18 protein-coding genes and 1 pseudogene are annotated in these 19,244 nt (G+C 67.6%); 11 read left to right on the top strand and 8 right to left on the bottom strand.

Going from position 1 to position 19,244, the window contains the following annotated elements; genetic code table 11:
- Positions 1–143: 143 nt before the first annotated feature.
- Together htrA and tatB are read left to right on the top strand one after the other, a co-directional pair.
- The gene (htrA, locus tag MJO58_RS20785; RefSeq protein ID WP_090605409.1) at positions 144–1,670 is read left to right on the top strand and encodes a serine protease HtrA; all 1,527 of its coding nucleotides are present in this window, start codon (positions 144–146) and stop codon (positions 1,668–1,670) included.
- Positions 1,670–2,074, top strand: coding sequence for a Sec-independent protein translocase protein TatB (gene tatB, locus MJO58_RS20780; protein ID WP_239720807.1), 405 nt, complete (start codon positions 1,670–1,672; stop codon positions 2,072–2,074). Before htrA ends, tatB begins: the two co-directional genes overlap by 1 nt.
- Here the strand turns inward: tatB and MJO58_RS20775 are convergent.
- The 5 genes and pseudogenes from MJO58_RS20775 to MJO58_RS20755 all read right to left on the bottom strand — a co-directional run bounded on the left by MJO58_RS20775 (position 2,071) and on the right by MJO58_RS20755 (position 7,262).
- A complete protein-coding gene (locus MJO58_RS20775; RefSeq protein ID WP_239720806.1) occupies positions 2,071–3,237 on the bottom strand; it encodes an Mrp/NBP35 family ATP-binding protein in 1,167 nt (388 codons plus the stop codon). The genes tatB and MJO58_RS20775 overlap by 4 nt on opposite strands.
- Positions 3,238–3,283: 46 nt before the next feature.
- Entirely contained in the window at positions 3,284–4,639 is a 1,356-nt protein-coding gene (locus MJO58_RS20770) for a lytic transglycosylase domain-containing protein (protein WP_239720805.1), read from the bottom strand.
- 183 nt (positions 4,640–4,822) lie between these two features.
- Positions 4,823–5,332: a DUF1003 domain-containing protein gene (locus MJO58_RS20765; protein WP_239723375.1), complete on the bottom strand. Its 510-nt coding sequence runs from the start codon at positions 5,330–5,332 to the stop codon at positions 4,823–4,825.
- Positions 5,331–6,639, bottom strand: a pseudogene (locus MJO58_RS20760) (magnesium transporter MgtE N-terminal domain-containing protein); the annotation flags it as partial. The gene MJO58_RS20765 and the pseudogene MJO58_RS20760, both read right to left, overlap by 2 nt.
- A gap of 59 nt (positions 6,640–6,698) precedes the next feature.
- A complete protein-coding gene (locus MJO58_RS20755) occupies positions 6,699–7,262 on the bottom strand; it encodes a DUF4190 domain-containing protein (RefSeq protein WP_090605395.1) in 564 nt (187 codons plus the stop codon).
- Between the two features lie 86 nt (positions 7,263–7,348).
- Here MJO58_RS20755 and MJO58_RS20750 point away from each other — a divergent pair, with 86 nt between their 5' ends.
- Genes MJO58_RS20750 through MJO58_RS20725 form a run of 6 tightly spaced genes read left to right on the top strand, consistent with a single transcriptional unit; the run spans position 7,349 to position 12,811 of the window.
- Complete coding sequence (locus MJO58_RS20750; RefSeq protein ID WP_090605392.1) at positions 7,349–7,876, top strand: YflT domain-containing protein; 528 nt, start codon at positions 7,349–7,351, stop codon at positions 7,874–7,876.
- Positions 7,877–7,891: 15 nt separating this feature from the next.
- A complete protein-coding gene (locus tag MJO58_RS20745) occupies positions 7,892–9,301 on the top strand; it encodes an extracellular solute-binding protein (RefSeq protein WP_239723374.1) in 1,410 nt (469 codons plus the stop codon).
- A gap of 50 nt (positions 9,302–9,351) precedes the next feature.
- Positions 9,352–10,194: a carbohydrate ABC transporter permease gene (locus tag MJO58_RS20740; RefSeq protein WP_239723373.1), complete on the top strand. Its 843-nt coding sequence runs from the start codon at positions 9,352–9,354 to the stop codon at positions 10,192–10,194.
- The gene (locus MJO58_RS20735) at positions 10,184–11,023 is read left to right on the top strand and encodes a carbohydrate ABC transporter permease (RefSeq protein WP_239720804.1); all 840 of its coding nucleotides are present in this window, start codon (positions 10,184–10,186) and stop codon (positions 11,021–11,023) included. Before MJO58_RS20740 ends, MJO58_RS20735 begins: the two co-directional genes overlap by 11 nt.
- A 4-nt stretch (positions 11,024–11,027) precedes the next feature.
- Positions 11,028–12,209 carry an ABC transporter ATP-binding protein gene (locus MJO58_RS20730; protein ID WP_239720802.1) on the top strand — a complete coding sequence of 394 codons (1,182 nt, stop codon included), beginning with the start codon at positions 11,028–11,030 and terminating at the stop codon, positions 12,207–12,209.
- Complete coding sequence (locus MJO58_RS20725; protein WP_090605381.1) at positions 12,206–12,811, top strand: suppressor of fused domain protein; 606 nt, start codon at positions 12,206–12,208, stop codon at positions 12,809–12,811. The genes MJO58_RS20730 and MJO58_RS20725 overlap by 4 nt, the downstream gene beginning before the upstream one ends.
- Positions 12,812–12,887: 76 nt before the next feature.
- Here MJO58_RS20725 and corA read toward each other — a convergent pair whose 3' ends face one another.
- Positions 12,888–13,982, bottom strand: coding sequence for a magnesium/cobalt transporter CorA (corA, locus tag MJO58_RS20720; protein ID WP_090605378.1), 1,095 nt, complete (start codon positions 13,980–13,982; stop codon positions 12,888–12,890).
- 216 nt (positions 13,983–14,198) lie between these two features.
- On the opposite strand from corA, the gene MJO58_RS20715 reads away from it, so the two are divergent.
- The 3 genes from MJO58_RS20715 (at position 14,199) to MJO58_RS20705 (ending at position 17,445) form a co-directional block, all read left to right on the top strand.
- A complete protein-coding gene (locus tag MJO58_RS20715; protein WP_090605374.1) occupies positions 14,199–15,188 on the top strand; it encodes a malate dehydrogenase in 990 nt (329 codons plus the stop codon).
- Between the two features lie 185 nt (positions 15,189–15,373).
- Complete coding sequence (locus MJO58_RS20710) at positions 15,374–16,570, top strand: NAD(P)-dependent malic enzyme (RefSeq protein WP_090605371.1); 1,197 nt, start codon at positions 15,374–15,376, stop codon at positions 16,568–16,570.
- A complete protein-coding gene (locus tag MJO58_RS20705) occupies positions 16,567–17,445 on the top strand; it encodes a glycine betaine ABC transporter substrate-binding protein (RefSeq protein WP_239720801.1) in 879 nt (292 codons plus the stop codon). The genes MJO58_RS20710 and MJO58_RS20705 overlap by 4 nt, the downstream gene beginning before the upstream one ends.
- 4 nt (positions 17,446–17,449) lie before the next feature.
- On the opposite strand, the gene MJO58_RS20700 is transcribed toward MJO58_RS20705, so the two are convergent.
- A complete protein-coding gene (locus MJO58_RS20700; protein ID WP_239720800.1) occupies positions 17,450–18,283 on the bottom strand; it encodes an SDR family NAD(P)-dependent oxidoreductase in 834 nt (277 codons plus the stop codon).
- 78 nt (positions 18,284–18,361) lie between these two features.
- Positions 18,362–19,228, bottom strand: coding sequence for an SDR family NAD(P)-dependent oxidoreductase (locus MJO58_RS20695; protein WP_090609526.1), 867 nt, complete (start codon positions 19,226–19,228; stop codon positions 18,362–18,364).
- Positions 19,229–19,244: the final 16 nt, after the last annotated feature.

Raw genomic sequence — 19,244 nt, 5'->3', positions numbered from 1 at the left:
TGGGTTGCCCCAGCTCGTGGGTTCATCCCGACCGCTCAGCAACCGGGGATACTAGGGTGGACACGGACAATTCCGTGCCTGGTGCTCGCCCTGTACAGGGGCCGGCGTGCGAGGCCCGTTTCGAGCATTCAAGTAGAGGATTCATGACCTCCGACCCAGGTTCCCATCAGGGGCAAGACGGCGGCGACAACGGAGCCAACCGCTTGGCGCCGCGCCCCATTTCCCGGCCACCGGTCGACCCTGCGGCGCGTCAGGCGTTCGGCCGCCCGGATGGTCTGCAGGGATCCTTCGTCGCGGAGCGAGTGCGCCCGTCGAAGTACCGGGACCAAGGCGAGTTCAGCCCGTACGATCAACGCCGCGACCCGGTGCTGGAGGAAGCGTTCGGCAAGCCCATCGGCGGCACCGAGACATTGCAGCGCCACCCGATCGACGCCAGCGCGCTGGCCGCCGAGCAGAACGGTTTCGACGAGGACGAGGCGGACGATCCGTGGCGGGACCCGGGCGCCGCGGCGGCGTTGGGGACCCCGGCGGTCGCCCAGACCACGGCGCACACGCCGTCGGGATACGCCGGCAAGCTGGGCGTGCGCGACGTGCTGTTCGGCAAGAAGGTGTCCTACCTCGCCCTGACCATCCTGTTCGTCATCGCGCTGGCGATCGGCGCGGTCGGCGGGCTGATCGGCAACAAGACGGCCGAGGTCGTCGAGGCCTTCACCACCTCCAAGGTGACGCTGTCGACCAACAACAACACCGAAGAACCCGCGGGCCGCTTCGCCAAAGTAGCGGCCGCGACCGCGAACTCGGTGGTGACCATCGAGTCGAAGAGCGAACAAGAAGGCATGCAGGGCTCGGGCGTCGTCATCGACGGCCGCGGCTACATCGTCACGAACAACCACGTGATCTCCGAGGCCGCCAACAACCCCAGTCAGTTCAAGACGACCGTGGTGTTCAACGACGGTAAGGAAGTGCCGGCCAACCTGGTCGGACGCGACCCCAAGACCGACCTGGCCGTGCTCAAGGTCGACAACGTCGACAACCTGAGCGTGGCGCGGCTCGGCGACTCCGACAAGGTGCGCGTCGGCGACGAGGTGATCGCCGCGGGTGCACCGCTCGGCCTGCGCAGCACCGTGACGCACGGCATCATCAGCGCCCTGCACCGCCCGGTGCCGTTGTCGGGGGAGGGGTCTGACACCGACACCGTCATCGACGCCCTGCAGACGGACGCGTCGATCAACCACGGCAACTCCGGTGGTCCGCTGATCGACATGGATTCCCAGGTGATCGGTATCGACACCGCCGGAAAGTCGTTGTCCGACAGCGCAAGTGGCCTCGGCTTCGCGATCCCGGTCAACGAGGTCAAGTCGGTGGCGCAGACGCTGATCAAAGACGGAAAGATCGTGCACCCGACGCTGGGCGTCAGCACCCGGTCGGTGAGCAACTCGATCGCCGCCGGTGCCCAGGTCGCCAACGTCAAGGCGGGCAGCCCCGCGCAAAAGGGCGGCATCCTGGAAAACGACGTCATCGTCAAGGTCGGTAGCCGCAAGGTCGCCGACGCCGACGAGTTCGTGGTCGCCGTGCGCCAGCTGACCATCGGGCAAGACGCCCCGGTCGAGGTGGTCCGCGATGGCCGCAACGTCACCCTGACCGTCAAACCCGACGCCGACAGCGGCTGATGTTCGCCAACGTCGGCTGGGGGGAGATGCTCGTCCTCGTCGTGGTCGGGCTGGTAATCCTTGGCCCGGAACGGCTTCCGGGCGCGATTCGCTGGGCGTCGACCGCGTTGCGTCAGGCCCGTGACTACCTGTCCGGCGTCACCAGTCAGCTGCGCGAGGACATCGGGCCCGAGTTCGACGACCTGCGCGGCCCGCTGAGCGAGCTACAGAAACTGCGCGGCATGTCGCCGCGGGCGGCGCTGACCAAACACCTGCTGGACGGCGACGATTCGCTGTTCACCGGCAATTTCGAGCGGCCGGTCAAGGGAACCCCGCCACAGCCGTCGGCCGAGGGGCCGAACGGCAGCCCGACATTCGGCGTTGGGCACCATGGTCCGGCGCCGTTCGACAGCGACGCCACCTAACGCCGAGTCGGGTCTAGCCCCAGCGACACGCCTGCCAGGCCGCGCTTGCGCGACGACAGCTTGTCGGCGACGTTGCGCAGCTCCTTGCCCACCGGCGAATCGGGCGCGCTCAGCACGATCGGCACGCCGGAGTCACCGGCGGCGACCAGCGCGGGGTCCAGCGGGATCTGACCCAGCAGCGGCACGTCGGCGCCCACCGCGCGGGACAGCCGCTCGGCCACCTGCGCGCCGCCGCCCTCGCCGAACACCTGCATGGTGGAGCCGTCCGGCAGCACCAGCCCCGACATGTTCTCCACCACGCCGACGATGCGCTGGCGGGTCTGCAGCGCGATGCTGCCGGCCCGCTCGGCGACTTCGGCCGCGGCCAGCTGCGGCGTGGTGACGACCAGGATTTCCGCGTTGGGGATCAGCTGGGCCACCGAGATGGCGATGTCGCCGGTGCCCGGCGGCAGGTCGAGCAGCAACACGTCCAGGTCGCCCCAGTAGACGTCGGCCAGGAACTGTTGCAGCGCCCGGTGCAGCATCGGACCGCGCCACACCACCGGGGTGTTGCCCTCGGTGAACTGGGCGATCGAGATCACCTTCACCTCGTGGGCGATCGGCGGCAGAATCATCGACTCGACCTGGGTGGGCCGGTCGGTGGTGCCCATCATGCGGGGGACGGAATGGCCGTGGATATCGGCGTCCAGCACGCCGACCGACAGGCCGCGTGCGGCCATCGCGGCGGCCAGGTTGACCGTCACGCTCGACTTCCCGACGCCGCCCTTGCCGGACGCGACCGCGTAGACCCGGGTCAGCGAGCTGGGCTGGGCGAACGGGATGACGGGCTCGCCGGCCCCGGAATTCGGGCCGCGCAGCTGCTTGCGCAGCTCGGTGCGCTGCTCGTCGTTCATCACGTCCAGGCTGACCCGTACCGCGCCGGTGCCCGGGACGTCGGCAACGGCCTGGCTGACGCGCTCGCTGATTTCGGTCTTCTTCGGGCAGCTCGCGGTGGTCAGGTAGATCGCGACGTGCACGCCGCCGTCGGACTGGACGTCGATGCTCTTGACCATCCCGAGTTCGGTGATGGGACGCCGCAATTCGGGGTCGATCACCTTGCCCAGCGCCGTGCGGATAGCTGCGGTCAGGTCAGCTTGGGTACCAGGGGAGTCATGACGGGACATCACCGCCGAGTGTAGGCGGGTTCGGCTCTTGACCGGCTGGCAGGCGTCAGCCGGCCGGAACGGCGGCGGCCGGAGCTGGTGCGGCCGGGGCGGGTGCCGGCGTTGCTGGTGCGAACGGCTGCGGCGCTGGCGGGGCCGGTGCGAACGGCTGTGGTGCTGCTGGCGGGGCCTGCGGCGCCCACGGCGGAGCGGCGTTCGGCGGCTGTGGTGCTGGCGGTGGCGGGGCCTGCGGTGCGAACGGCTGCGGCCCCAGCTGCGGGCCGCCCGGCGGCGGGGTTTGCGAGCTGATGCAGATCACCGTGCACCCCGGCATGTGCCCTTGAATCGGCGACGTATTGGGCGGCGGCGTCATCCAGGGGAACATCGGCGACGACGGGTTGGCCTGCTGCTGCTGCTGGCCGGTCAGGTCGATCAACGGCATCCGCGCCATCGGGTCGTCCTGCGGCAGGCCGATCATGTTGATCGGAAGGCCGGGCCCGAGGCCCTCGGGGTGCTCGTCGTGAGCGTTGCCAAGCGGGGGCGGCGGCCCAGTGATCGGCGGCAGGTCGACCGGAACCACGCCGGTGGCGTACGCCGCGGCCCAGCCCAGCACGTTCTGGGCGTAGGCGGTCGAGTTGTTGTACCGCAGGATCGCGGCCATGACCTGGGCCGGGTCGCGCAGGTTCAGCGCGCCACTGCACAGGTAGCGCGCGGCCGTCAGCGTGGAGTCGAACAAATTCTGCGGGTCGGCGATGCCGTCACCGTCGCCGTCGGCGGCATACCGTGCCCAGGTGCCCGGCAGGAATTGCATGGGTCCCATCGCGCGGGCATAGGTGACGCGGTTGCCGACGCTGCTGGAGACGATCACCTCGTTGCCGGGCAGGGTGCCGTCCAACGAGGGGCCGTAGATCGGGGTGACCGCGGTGCCGCGGGCGTCGACGGCGCCGCCGCCGGCATGCCCGGATTCGATGCGCCCGATGCCGGCCAGCAGATTCCAGCTGACGCCGCAGGCCGGGTCGGACACCGACATCTTCTGTTCGGCGTTGCGGTATGCGGTCAGCGCCATCATCGGAATGCCCAGCGCGCCAGGCGCATTCACCACCCTGGGCGGCGGCGGTGCCGAGGAGGCGCCGGCCGCGACGTGGAAGGCCGTCGGCGCCCGGTCGATGGCGATGAGAACCGGTCCGGACAGATCGGGGACGGCCGGGGAGACCGCGGCGACCGGGGCGATGACGGCATGCACCGACGGGATGGGGCTCTTCGTGTGTCCGTGTAACGGCTCAGGCGCGGCGCCGACGGCACCCGCGAACACCAACGGACTGATCACCGCCACGCTGAAGGCCTGAGCCCGGGTTACCGGAAGCCTCGACTTCCGCACCGCCGCGACGGCCGGGTGGGCACCCAAGCGACCCCCTATGCGCACTCCACCGTCCTAGATACGTGGGTCGCCGGAGACCCTGTGAGCTGCCGGAAACCTGTTCTTAGCCTCGTGAACTAGATCACCATACATAACTCTTGTGACGGGAGTGGCGCAATGGTGGATTCGGTATTCAAGGGGATCTCTTAGTGGTCCGGATTTGGTTCGTGCCTGGTTCGGACCAGGTGATCACCGGCGCGTGGGGGGCTCCTCGGCCGGGATCTGCGCGTCCCGTCCGGCCAGCAGGGCGCGTAGTTCATCCAGCTCATCGCGCAGGTATTCGCGGGTCACCACCTCCCCGATCGCCAGCCGCAGGGCGGCCAGCTCGCGCGACAGGTATTCGGTGTCGGCCTTGGTCTGGGCGGCGCGGCGCCGATCCTCGTCGAGGGCCACCCGGTCCCGGTTCTCCTGACGGTTCTGGGCCAGCAGGATCAGCGGTGCGGCGTAGGCGGCCTGGGTGGAGAAGGCCAGGTTCAGCAGGATGAACGGGTACGGGTCGAAGCGCAAACTCACCGCGGCCAGGTTGATCGCGATCCACACGATCACGATGAGGGTCTGGATCAGCAGGTAGCGGCCGGTGCCGAAGAAGCGCGCGATGGCCTCGGTGCTCTGTCCCACCGCCTCGGGATCCACGCGCAGTGAGAGCCCGCGCGACGTCCGCGGGGTGTACAGCCGCCGTACCGGCGCCGACTTGCTCACGAGGCCCCCTCGGTTGCTTCGGCGCCGCGGACGGCGGCGGTCAACTCGTGGGCTTGCGCGCGCCAGTCGTGCGGCAGCAGGTGATCGAGCAGGTCGTCGACGGTGACCGCCCCCAGCAGGTGGCGTTGGTCGTCGACCACGGGTCCACACACCAGGTTGTAGGCGGCGAAGTAGCGGGTCACGGAGGCCAGTGTGGTCTCCGGGGTCAGGGTGAGCAGATCACTGTCGACGATTCCGCCGACCAGCTCGCTCGGCGGTTCGCGAAGCAGCTTCTGCAGCGGGACGCAGCCCAGGTACTTCCCGGTGGGCGTGGCAGTCGGTGGGCGCGTCACGAACACCATCGAGGACAGCGCGGGGGTGAGGTCGGGATCGCGGACCAGGGCCAGCGCCTCGGCCACCGTGGTGTCGGCGGTCAGCACCACCGGATCCGACGTCATCAACCCACCAGCGGTGTCGGGCGAGTGTTTCAAAAGCCTTCGCACCGGGGCGGATTCGTCGGGGTCCATCCGGGCCAGCAGCAGCTCGGCATCCGTCGGATTCAGCTCGCCGAGCAGGTCGGCGGCGTCGTCGGGATCCATCTCCTCGAGCACGTCGGCCGCGCGTTCGGTGCCCAGGTGCGACAGCGCGTCCGCCTGCTCCGACTCGGGCAACTCCTGCAGGATGTCGGCCAACCGCTCGTCGGTGAGGGCCTGGAACACCTCGGTGCGCCGTTTGACCGGCAGCCCGCGGATGGCGTCGGCCACGTCGACCGCGCGGCGTCCCTCGAACTGGTTGAGCAGTTGCGCCACCGCCTGACCCGGCATCGCCAACGCCGACGGTGTCAATCCGTGCACGCTTTGCCAGTCGACGACGTGTGCCGGTCCACGCCGGCCGAGCCGTCGCTGGCTTCGCACCGCGATTCTGGTCACCAGCCAATCGCGGGTCCGGGACTGCTCGATGCCCAAGTCGGTGATCACGACGTCGCGCCCGACCAATTCCGGCAGTTCGGGGTCGTTGACCGTGACGGGAGTGTCGAGGATCTGACCGATCGCCAGCACCTCGCCCGGACGCTGCTCGAAGTGGCGCAGGGACACGCTGCCGGTGTTCAGGGTCACGGCGTGCGGCTCGATCGCGGCGACGCGCAGAATCGGGATGAAGATGCTGCGGCGGGTGGCCAGATCCACGACCAGGCCGAGCACGCGCGGCTGCTGGCGGACGATGCTGATGCTGATCACGACATCGCGGATGCGGCCGAAGTTTTCGCCCATCGGGCCCAACACCAACATCCGCGCCAGCCGCGCCACGTACACCCTGTTGACCGATGCCATGGGAGAGAGCCTAGGCAGCCAGTCGCGCGATGGCAGTGAACCGGCTCTGGCGAGCCCTGCTAATGGGAATGCACCGCGAAAATCATCACGATCAGCGCCACGACCAGGGTGGCGATGCCGATCACGATGCCGGCGACGGCCATGCCGTAGCCGTCTTGGCGGGTCCGCTTGATCTGGTCGAGCGCAATCGTGCCGAGCACGATCGCCACGATCCCGCCAACGCAGCAGAACAAGCCGGTAAACGACGTGATCAGCGCCGCGATCGCCATCCCGTTCGTACCGGACTGGACGCCCTCGTGCGACCAGTAGTCGCCCGGATGATCCGGCGCCGGGTAATAGCCGCCGGGATACGGACCGTACCCGGGTGGTGGGGCGCCGAATTGCGCGGGGCCGGGCGGGTAGGACGGCGCGCCGGGCGGCTGCTGGTAGCCGAACGGCGGGGTGAACTGCGGGTAGTCGAGGATGTAGCCGGGCGGGGGGTAGGGCGGCGGCGGATAGTTCGCTGGTGGCGGTGCGCCCGGGGGATTCCAGGGTGCTGCCCATCCCGGCTGGTCAGGACGCTGCCCGCCCGCCGCGTGCGGATTTGCGGCGTCTTCTCCGCTGGCACCGCCCGGAGCTGTCATGGTGTTCAACCTAGCGTGCAGGCTGCCTCGATAGGGTGTGAGGGCCGAGGTGAAACTACCGCCCCGGCGTAGGAGAATGAGCCGCAATGACTAGTCCTTTCCAGCCTGGCCAAGTCCCTGGTGCAACGCCCACTGGCGCGGCCGCGGGCCGGCGCAGTGTGCCGCAGCTGCCGACTCCCCCCAAGGGCTGGCCGGTGGGCTCCTATCCCACCTATGCCGAGGCGCAGCGCGCCGTCGACTACCTGTCCGAGCAGCAGTTCCCGGTGCAGCAGGTGACCATCGTCGGCGTGGACCTGATGCAGGTCGAGCGGGTCACCGGCCGCCTTTCGTGGCCCAAGGTGCTCGGTGGTGGTGTGCTCAGCGGGGCCTGGCTCGGGCTGTTCATCGGGTTGGTGCTCGGCTTCTTCAGCCCCAACCCGTGGGGCGCGCTGGCGACGGGTTTGGTCGCCGGGGTGTTCTTCGGTTTGATCACTTCCGCTGTTCCGTACGCAATGGCCCGTGGCACCAGGGATTTCAGTTCGACGATGCAATTGGTCGCCGGCCGCTACGACGTACTCTGTGATCCGCAGAACGCCGAGCGGGCCCGGGATTTGCTTGCCCGACTGGCGATTTGACGGTCGGATAACTTGCTGGTGAGTCGCCACGGGCGGGTGCGCCGATGGAGCGCAATCGTGCTGGCGACACTGACCGTGTCGCTGTTGCCCGCCTGCGGGTCCGGCCACGGCGGCCTGGTGGTCACCTTCTACACCCCGGCCGCCGACGGCGCGACGTTCGACGAAGTCGCGCGGCGCTGCAGCCAGGAGGCCGGCGGCCGGTACACCGTTTCGCACATCAGCCTCCCCAGAGCCCCTGGCGCGCAACGGTTGCAATACGCCCGACGGCTGGCCGGCCATGACCGCACGATGGACGTGATGTCGCTGGACGTGATCTGGACCGCGGAGTTCGCCGAAGCGGGCTGGGTGCTGCCGCTGTCCGAGGACCCGGCCGGTCGGGCCGAGGCCGACGCGACCGTCGACACGCTGCCGGGCCCGCTCGCCACGGCTGGCTGGAAACACCGGCTGTACGCCGCGCCCATCACGACCAACACCCAATTGTTATGGTATCGACCAGATTTGGTGCATCAACCACCGCGCGATTGGAACGACATGGTCGCCGAGGCGACCCGATTGCACGCTGCCGGGTTACCCAGCTGGATCGCCGTGCAGGCCCACCAGGACGAGGGCCTGGTGGTGTGGTTCAACACGCTGCTGGTCAGCGGCGGCGGGCAGGTGCTCTCCGACGACGGTCGGCAGGTGACCCTGACTGACACCCCGGCACACCGCGCCGCCACCGTCGGCGCGCTGCGCATCCTCAAGGCGGTGGCCACCGCGCCGGGAGCCGACCCGTCGATCAATCGTACCGACGCAAGCACGGCGCGGCTGGCGCTCGAACAGGGCAACGCCGCGTTGGAAGTCAACTGGCCCTACGTCATGGCGTCGATGCTGGAGAACGCGGTCAAGGGCGGCGTGAACTTCCTTCCGCTCAACCAGAATCCTGCGCTGGCCGGCAGCATCAACCAGTTCGGCACTTTCGTGCCCAGCGACGAGCAATACCAGATCGCGTATCAGGCCAGCCAAAAGGTGTTCGGCTTCGCGCCCTACCCCGGTGTGGCGGCGGGCCGGCCGGCCAAGGTGACGATCGGCGGGCTGAACCTGGCGGTGGCCAGCACCACCCGGCACAAGGCCGAGGCCTTCGAGGCGATCCGGTGCCTGCGCAACCTGCAGAACCAGAAGTACATTTCGATCAGCGGCGGCCTGCCGGCCGTGCGGACATCGGTGTACACCGATCCGCAATTCCAGACCAAATACCCGATGTACGCGATCATTCGCCAGCAATTGACCGACGCCGCGGTGCGCCCCGCGACGCCGGCCTACCAGGCGGTGTCCATCCGGCTGGCGGCGGCGCTGAGCCCGATCACCGAGATCGACCCGGAGCGCACCGCCGACGAGCTCGCCATCCAGGTGCGCAAGGCGATCGACGGTAAGGGCCTGTTGCCGTGAATCAGGTGCCCCGACTTTGGAATCGCCCACCCGAGCAGCGACTGGCCTTGATGCTCGTTGCGCCCGCGGCGACGCTGATGCTGGCGGTGACGGCCTACCCGATCGGTTACGCGGTCTGGCTGAGCCTGCAGCACAACAATCTGGCCACCCCGAACGACACCAGGTTCATCGGATTGGGCAACTACCAGACGATCCTCACCGACCGGTATTGGTGGACGGCGCTGGCGGTGACGCTGGCGATCACGGTGGTGTCGGTGTCGCTCGAGTTCGTGCTCGGCCTGGCGCTTGCGCTGGTGATGCATCACACCCTGATCGGCAGGGGCGTCGTTCGCACCGCGGTGCTGGTGCCGTACGGCATCGTGACCGTGGTCGCCGCCTACAGCTGGTACTACGCCTGGACGCCGGGCACCGGCTATCTGGCCGACTTGCTACCGCATGGCAGCGCGCCGCTGACCCAGCAAATCCCTTCGCTGGGCATCGTCGTGATCGCCGAGGTCTGGAAGACGACGCCGTTCATGTCGCTGCTGCTGCTGGCCGGGCTGGCGCTGGTGCCAGAGGATTTGCTGAAGGCCGGGCAGGTCGACGGCGCCGGCGCCTGGCGGCGGCTGACCAGGATCATGCTGCCGATCATGAAACCGGCGGTCGTGGTCGCGCTGCTGTTCCGGACCCTGGACGCCTTTCGTATCTTCGACAACATCTACGTGCTGACCGAGGGCAACAACAACACCGGTTCGGTGTCAATCCTGGGTTACGACAACCTGTTTGAGGGCTTCGACGTCGGCCTCGGCTCGGCGATCAGCGTGCTGATCTTCGTCTGCGTCGGCGTCATCGCGCTGATCTTTATCAAGGTGTTCGGCGCCGCGACTCCGGGTGGTGAGGTCGATGGGCGCTGAGTCGGCGGGCGCGCGGCGCACCGCGATGTGGGTCGTGATCAATATGGTGGTCGTGGTGTACGCGCTGGTGCCGGTGCTCTGGATTCTCAGCCTGTCCCTGAAGCCGACGTCGACTGTCCGGGACGGCAAGCTGATTCCGTCGTCGGTGACGCTGGAGAACTATCGCGGAATCTTTCGCGGCGACGTCTTCACCTCGGCGCTGGTCAACTCGATCGGAATCGCGTTGATCGCCACGGCGATCGCGGTGTTGCTGGGTGCGATGGCGGCCTATGCGATCGCCCGGCTGAACTTTCCCGGCAAGCGGCTGCTGATCGGCTCCACCTTGCTGATCACGATGTTCCCGGCCATCTCGTTGGTCACGCCGCTGTTCGAAATCGAGCGCTGGGTAGGGCTTTTCGACACCTGGCCGGGACTGATTCTGCCCTACATCACCTTCGCGTTACCGCTTTCCATCTACACCCTGTCGGCCTTCTTCCGCGAGATCCCGTGGGATCTGGAGAAGGCGGCCAAGATGGACGGTGCCACGCCGGGCCAGGTCTTGCGCAAGATCATCGTCCCGCTGACCGCACCCGGGCTGGTGACCGCGGCGATTCTGGTCTTCATCTTCGCCTGGAACGACCTGTTGCTGGCGTTGTCGCTGACCGCCACCAAGGCGGCGATCACCGCACCGGTGGCGATCGCGAATTTCCCCGGCAGCTCCCAATTCGAGGAACCAACCGGATCAATCGCGGCCGGTGCCATCGTGATTACGGTGCCGATCATCGTGTTTGTTCTAATCTTCCAACGACGGATTGTCGCCGGGTTGACCTCAGGCGCCGTGAAGGGATAACGCGATGGCCGAGATCGTGCTGGAGCACGTCAACAAGAGTTACCCGGACGGGCACACCGCGGTGGCCGATCTGAGTCTCACCATCGCCGACGGCGAATTCCTGATCCTGGTCGGGCCGTCCGGCTGTGGCAAGACCACCACGCTGAATATGATTGCCGGTCTTGAAGATATCTCGTCGGGCGAGCTGCGCATCGGCGGCGAACGCGTCAACGAGAAGGCGCCGAAGGACCGCGACATCGCGATGGTGTTCCAGTCCTACGCGCTGTATCCGCACATGACGGTTCGCCAGAACATTGCCTTCCCGCTGACCCTGGCGAAGATGAAAAAGGCCGACATCGCGCAGAAGGTCGAGGAAACAGCGAAAACCCTTGACCTGAGCGAACTTCTGGATCGCAAGCCGTCCCAGTTGTCGGGTGGGCAACGGCAGCGCGTCGCGATGGGTCGGGCCATCGTGCGCCAGCCGAAGGCCTTCTTGATGGACGAGCCGTTGTCCAACCTCGACGCCAAGCTGCGGGTGCAGATGCGCGGCGAGATCGCCCGGCTGCAGCGCCGGCTGGGCACCACCACCGTCTATGTCACCCACGACCAGACTGAGGCGATGACGTTGGGAGATCGCGTGGTGGTGATGCACAGCGGTGTCGCCCAGCAGGTCGGCACGCCCGAGGAGCTCTACGAGCGTCCCGCGAATCTGTTCGTCGCCGGCTTCATCGGCTCGCCGCCGATGAACTTCTTTCCCGCCACGCTGACGTCGTCCGGACTGACCTTGCCCTTCGGTGACGTGGTGCTGGCTCCGGAGGTCCAGGATGTGATTGCCGGGCACCCGAAACCGGACCCCAAACCTGGCGGTGTCATCGTGGGGGTGCGGCCCGAGCACCTGCTGGACGCCACGTTGATCGACGGCTACCAGCGCATCACGGCGACGACCTTCGAGGCAAAGGTGGATCTGGTCGAATCGCTGGGCGCCGACAAGTATGTGTACTTCACCACCACCGGATGCGACGTGCATTCGGCGCAGCTCGACGAGCTGGCCGCCGAGTCGAAGGTCGTCGAAAACCAGTTCGTGGCAAGGGTTCCCGCCGAGTCCAAGGCCGTCATCGGCCAGACGTTCGAATTGGCCTTCGACACCGCGAAACTCGCCGTGTTCGACGCCGATTCCGGCGCGAACCTGACCGTGCCCGCCACGTGACCCAGATTCTGGACCAGGTACGGGCTCACCTGTGCGATCACTTCGCCAAGGCGGGACGGTGGGGTGAGCCGGACTCGGCGAGCGTGACGTTCCTGGGTGCCGAGCCGACGGAGGTGCTGCGGTTCCGCGCGAAAGACGGCTTGGTGCAGTACGTGTCGCTGGGATGCTCGCGCCACCCGATGGGCGATCCCACCGAAATCGTCGTCGACCCGCAGCGCGGCCCGCGCGCCGAGATCGTGCTCTGTCTGCGGGATCCGGGGCCGGCCACTGGAATTGCCCGCAGCCTGGCGATACTGGCGGCCTCGCCCGCCGTCGACGGCGTGGTGCTCGTCGCTGATGCGCTGATCGATCTCGGTTCGCCGCTGTGGTCATTGCCGTCGCGGCGGGTTCCCTTCACGGCTGTTCTGTTGGGCCGCAGCGACATTGCGGATCTACCGCTGGAGCCGCCGCGCGACCCGGTGACGTTTCTCGCGGCGACGCCGATCACCGCGACCGAGGCGGCTTGGGTACGGCTCAAAGGCGCCGAGGCCATGCGGCAGGCGTGGCAGAGTGACGGGGTCGACGTGCTGGATCCGAATCGGCGTGCGGCACAACCAAACTGAGTGATCACCCGCCCGGTTGCGTGTTCGTCGATGGTTTCGACTGTGCGGCTGAGGCGCCCTCGGCGAACCCGACGCGTCAGAGCCACTTGACCCTTCGGAAGCTGAAGTACAGGAACAGGCACGCGAGGGTCATTATGCCGACCACCACCGGGTAGCTCCAGTGCCACTTCAGTTCAGGCATGAACTCGAAGTTCATGCCGTAGATGCCGGCAATCATCGTCGGCACCGCGACGATACCGGCCCAGGCCGATATCTTGCGCATATCGGAGTTCTGCTGCATGCCTACCCGGGCCAGTGCCGCCTGTATCAGCGAGTTGAGCATGTCGTCGTAGCTGTTGATCTGGTCCGCGGCCTCGGACTGGTGGTCGGCGACGTCGCGCAGGTAGCGCCGGACTTCTTTGGAGATCAGCTCCTTGTATTCCACCTGGATGCGATGGAACGCGTTGGACAGCGGGTTCACGCACCGGCGTAGTTCGACGACCTCGCGTTTGAGGAGATAGATCGGTTCGACGTCGAGCGTGCGTCCTGGGGCGAACGCCACCTCCTCGATGCTGTCGATGTCCGCTTCGACCAGACTGCTCACCTCGAGGTAATGGTCGACCACTTCGTCGGCGATGGCGTGCATCACGGCGTATGGTCCCAGGCGCGTCTGCTCCCTGTCGGCCTCCATGCGCTTGCGCACATCGGACAGGCCGCCGTGGTCACCGTGGCGCACGGTGACCACGAAGTCCCTGCCGACAAAGACCATGATCTCGCCGGTCTCCACGATCTGACGGGCCAGCGCCACCGACTCGTGCGGGACGTACTTGACGGTCTTGAGTACCAGGAACAGCGTGTCGTCGTACAGCTCCAGCTTGGGCCGCTGATGCGCGCACACCGCGTCCTCCACGGCCAACGGGTGCAGCCCGAAAACGTCCGCGACCTCCTGCATCTCGGCCTCGTCCGGCTCGTGCAAGCCAACCCACACGAACGCTTCGTGCCCGAGCATTTCGATTTGGCGCACCTTCGCGCACGCGGCGGCGTAGGCGAATTTGCCGGGCAGCCGGTGGCCTTCGGCGTACACCGCGCAGTCGACCAAGGCCGAGGGGTGCGGTTGCGGAACGGGCTCCGGACGCGGCTCGTGCGCGATCGTGCGAAGCGCTTCCGGTAATGCGTCGAAACCCTCGAACACCTCAACCTCCTAACGCGCCGCAGGTCCGGCAGAGCGGTGCTCCATGGTACGCGTACTGGTAAAACACCGAATGACAAGGCGCGCCGCGGGATCGGTTGCCGGACGGGCCGCGGTGAATTCCGCGTGGCATCGGACCGGAGATTTCCGGCCAGCAAGGGTGCGCTAGTTTCGACCCGAAGCCAAACGACCGAAATTTCTCCATAAGGAGCCAACGACGTGAGCGCAACTCCTCTGAAGGTCGCCGTCACCGGTGCCGCCGGCCAGATCGGCTACAGCCTGTTGTTCCGCCTGGCCAGCGGCTCCCTGTTGGGGCCCGACCGCCCGATCGAACTGCGGCTGCTCGAGATCGAGCCCGCGCTCAAGGCGCTCGAGGGCGTCGTGATGGAACTCGACGACTGCGCGTTCCCGTTGCTGTCCGGCGTCGAGATCGGCGCGGACGCCAACAAGATCTTCGACGGCGTGAACCTGGCGCTGCTGGTCGGCGCGCGGCCGCGCGGCCCCGGCATGGAGCGCAGCGACCTGCTGGAAGCAAACGGCGCGATCTTCACCGCGCAGGGCAAGGCGCTGAACTCGGTTGCCGCCGACGACATCCGCATCGGCGTGACCGGTAACCCGGCCAACACCAACGCACTGATCGCGCTCAGCAACGCCCCCGACATTCCCAAGGAGCGGTTCTCCGCGCTGACCCGCCTCGACCACAACCGCGCGATCTCGCAGCTGGCCAAAAAGACCGGTGCCGCCGTCACCGACATCAAGAAGGTGACCATCTGGGGCAACCACTCGGCCACCCAATATCCGGACATCTTCCACGCCGAGGTCGGCGGGAAGAACGCCGCCGAGGTCGTGGGCGATCAGAACTGGATCGAGAACGACTTCATCCCGACCGTCGCCAAGCGTGGTGCGGCGATCATCGACGCGCGCGGCGCCTCCTCGGCCGCGTCGGCCGCCTCGGCCACCGTCGACGCCGCCCGCTCCTGGCTGCTGGGCAGCCCGGATGGTGACTGGGTGTCGATGGCGGTCTTCTCCGACGGCTCCTACGGCGTGCCCGAGGGCATTGTGTCGTCGTTCCCGGTGACCACCAAGGACGGCAACTGGTCCATCGTGCAGGGGCTGGAGATCGATGAGTTCTCCCGCGGCCGCATCGACAAGACCACCGCCGAGCTGGTCGACGAGCGCGCGGCGGTCACCGAGCTGAAGCTGATCTGAGACGATCGCAAGCGCGGCGAAGCCGGGCGCGGCGGGTCGTCGCCAGTGCAACGCGGTGACGACCGCAAGCGCGGCGCAGCCGGGCGCGGCGGGTCGTCGTCAATGGGAGGCGGTGACGATCGCAAGCGCGGCGCAGCCGGGCGCGGCGGGTCGTCACTCAAGTACCCAGTCGATTAGGCCTACTAATGGGTAGTCAGTACCCTGAGCGCGTGTCCGAAATCGTGCCGTCACAGATCGCCATCGGGGACGACGAGATCTTCGACGCCCACGTAGGTGGGAAGCTTTCGGTCGAGATGAAGGCCCCGCTGGACACGCAGCGCGCGTTGTCGATCGCCTACACGCCGGGCGTCGCACAGGTCAGTCGGGCGATCGCCGCCGACCGCACCCTGGCCGATCGCTACACGTGGGCGAACCGGCTGGTGGCCGTCGTCAGCGACGGCAGCGCGGTACTCGGTCTCGGCGATATCGGGCCGGCGGCGGCGCTACCGGTGATGGAGGGCAAAAGCGCGCTGTTCAAGCAGTTCGCCGGTCTGGACGCGATCCCGATCGTGCTGGACACCAAGGATCCCGACGAGATCGTCGAAACGCTGGTGCGGCTGCGGCCGACGTTCGGTGCGGTGAACCTCGAGGACATCTCGGCGCCGCGCTGCTTCGAGATCGAACGACGGGCCATCGAGGCGCTGGACTGCCCGGTCATGCACGACGACCAGCACGGCACCGCGATCGTCGTGCTGGCCGCGCTGATGGGCGCGGCCAAGACGCTCGGCCGCGACATGGGCTCGATGCGGGTGGTGGTCTCCGGCGCCGGGGCAGCGGGCGTCGCGTGCTCGAAACTCCTTCTCGCCATGGGCGTTTCGGACATCACCGTGCTCGACTCGCGCGGTATCCTGCACACCGGTCGCGACGACATGAACGTCGTCAAGACCGACCTGGCGCGCAACAGTAATCCCCGCGGTCTGGCCGGCGGCATGGTGGAAGCGCTCAAGGAAGCCGACGTGTTTCTGGGGGTGTCGGCCGGTGTGGTGCCCGAGGAGCTCATCGCCACGATGGCGTCCGATTGCGTCGTGTTCGCACTGTCGAATCCCGACCCGGAGATCCATCCCGACATCGCGGCCAAGTACGCCGCCGTGGTGGCCACCGGCCGCAGCGACTTTCCGAACCAGATCAACAACGTGCTGGCGTTCCCCGGGGTGTTCCGCGGCGCGCTGGACGCCGGGGCGCGGCGGATCACCGAAAAGATGATGGTGGCCGCGGCCGAGGCGATCTTCTCCGTCGTGAGCGACGACCTGTCGGCCGACCGGATCGTGCCGAGCCCACTGGACCCCGCTGTCGGCGAGGCAGTGGCGCAAGCCGTGGCGCGGGCGGCAGACTCCTCGGCGTGAGAATCGGCAAGCTCGCGGCGCTGCTGATTGCCGCCGTGCTCGCCGCCTCGCCCTGTGCCGGCTGTTCGGCCGGTCCCGGCGACCACCGCGATGCGTCTGCTCTGGTGGTCGGGTCCCGCAACGATCCGATGTCGAGGCTGCTGGCCGGCGTCTACCTGGCGGCACTGCGGTCCTACGGTTTCGCCGCGGAAGCTCAGACCACCGACGATCCGATGGCGGGACTGGACTCCGGCGCCTTCACCGTCACGCCCGCCTTCACCGGTCAGACGCTGCAGATCCTGCAGCCCGGGGCCACGGCGACCTCCGACGCTCAGGTCTACCGCGCAATGGTGTCGGCGCTGCCCGAGGGGATCGCCGCCGGCGACTACACCACCGCCGCCGAGGACAAGCCCGTGCTGCTGGTGACCCAACCGACCGCCAAGGCCTGGGGTGGGCAGGACCGCAGCGCGGATCTTTCCGCGCTGCCCAAGCACTGCGACGGGCTGGTTGTCGGGATCGTGGCCGGCCGTCCGGCGCCGTCGGCGATCGGCAGCTGCCGGCTACCCACTCCCCGTGAATTCCGGGATGGCACAACGATGTTCGCGGCGATCTTGGCCGGGCAATTGACCGCGGGGTGGACCACCACCGCCGACCCCGCGATTCCGGGCGACCTGGTGCCACTGGCCGACGGCAAACCGGCGCTGATCCGGGCGGAGAACGTGGTGCCGCTTTACCGCCGCAACGCGCTGACCGATCGGCAGGTGCTGGCGATCAACGAGGTCGCGGGCGTGCTCGACACCGCGGCGCTGGCCGACATGCGCCGCCAAGTCGCCGGGGGTGCCGATGCGGTGGCGGTCGCCGGCGGCTGGCTCGGCGAACACCCGTTGGGGCGCTGAGGACCTACCGCTTGCCGCTCGGCAGGAACCGGTGCGTGACGGGCCCGAACAGCCGCTGATAGCCCGGGCCGGTCAGCCGCACCAGGGCATCGAGCACCTTGGCGTCCGTGCCGACCAGTACCCGGGGCTTGTTCTTGCGAACGCCCTCCAGGATGATCTTCGCGGCCTTCTCCGGGCTGGTGCTGGCCATCCGCTTGTCGAACACCTTGGCCAGTTCGGCCGCGTCGATTCCTTCGGCGGCGGTGGCGTTGCGCGCGATCCCGGTCTTGATGCCGCCCGGGTGCACCGTGGTCACCTTCACCGGATGCCCGGCCACCCACATCTCCTGGCGTAGCGCCTCGGTGAAGCCCCGCACCGCGAACTTGGCCGCGTTGTAGGCGGCCTGGCTGGGCACTGCGAACAGCCCGAACACGCTGGAGATGTTGACGACGTGGCCGTCCCCGGAGGCGATCAGGTGGGGGAGAAAAGCCTTGGTGCCGTTGACGACTCCCCAGAAGTCGACGTCCATCACCCGTTCGATGTCCTTGAACTGGGTGACCTCGATGTCGCCGGTGAAAGCGATGCCGGCGTTGTTGTAGATCTGATTGACCTTGCCGAAGTGTTCGTTGATCGCGTCGGCGTAGGCCAGGAAGGCCTCGCGCTCGCTCACGTCGAGCCGGTCGGTCTTGACCGGGGCGCCGATGGCCTTCAGCTGTTCTTCGGTCTGCGCCAGTCCTTCGGCGTTGACGTCACTGATCGCCAGGCTGGCGCCCGAACGGCCGAGCTCGACGGCCAGTGCTTGACCGATACCCGAACCCGCGCCCGTGACCACCGCGACCTTGCCGGCAAACCCCTGCATGTGCACCCTCCGTCTTGTCCACGATTGCCTCGAGATTACCGGTACCAGCGGTCGCAGGTAGTGACGGGTTGCCGATTGTCAGCGCTTGCGCGCCAGCAGCCGGCGCCCGAAGGTCGTCAGCCGGCCCAGCAGCCCCGGCCCACCGAACAGCAGTTCGTGGTATCGCGTACCGGCCACGCGGACCAACAGGTCCGCGGATTTCGCGTCGGCACCGATCAGCACCCGGGCCTTGTTCTTGCCCACCGCGGCGATGATGGTTTGAGCGGCCTGTTGCGGCGTGGTCTTGGCCACCTGCTGATCGAAGTTTTCCAGCATCTTGTCGTGGTCGATGCCCATGCCCTCAGCAACGACGGCGTTGGTGCCGAACGAGGTCTTGACGCCGCCCGGGTGTACCACGGTCACCCCCACCGGATGGCCGGCCACCGCCATCTCCTGGCGCAGCGCCTCGGTGAATCCGCGGACGGCGAACTTGGCCGAGACGTAGGCGACCTGACCGGGCAGCGCCATCACCCCGAGCACGCTGGAGATGTTGATGATGTGGCCGTCCCCGGACGCGATCACATGGGGGAGAAAGGCTTTGGTGCCGTTGACGACTCCCCAGAAGTCGACGTCCATCACCCGTTCGATGTCCTTGAAGTCGGTGACCTCGAGGGTGCCGATGTGGGTGAGTCCCGCGTTGTTGTAGATCTGGTTGACCTTGCCGAAGTGATCCTTGACCTCGTCGGCGTAGGCCAGGAAGGCCTCGCGCTCGGTGACGTCGAGCCGGTCGGTCTTGACCGGGGCACCGATCGCCTTCAGCTGCTCTTCGGTCTGCGCCAGTCCTTCGGTGTTGACATCACTGATCGCAAGACTCGCACCCGCGCGGCCGAGCTCGACGGCCAGCGCCTGACCGATGCCCGAACCCGCGCCAGTCACGACGGCGACCTTGCCGGCGAACTTCTGCATGTACACCCTTTCCAAA

Origin of the sequence: Mycobacterium lentiflavum (genome assembly GCF_022374895.2) — a bacterium.
Taxonomy (GTDB): domain Bacteria; phylum Actinomycetota; class Actinomycetes; order Mycobacteriales; family Mycobacteriaceae; genus Mycobacterium; species Mycobacterium lentiflavum.
The sequence above is the reverse complement of the archived record's forward strand: the minus strand, read 5'-3'. Positions and strand labels throughout refer to the sequence as shown.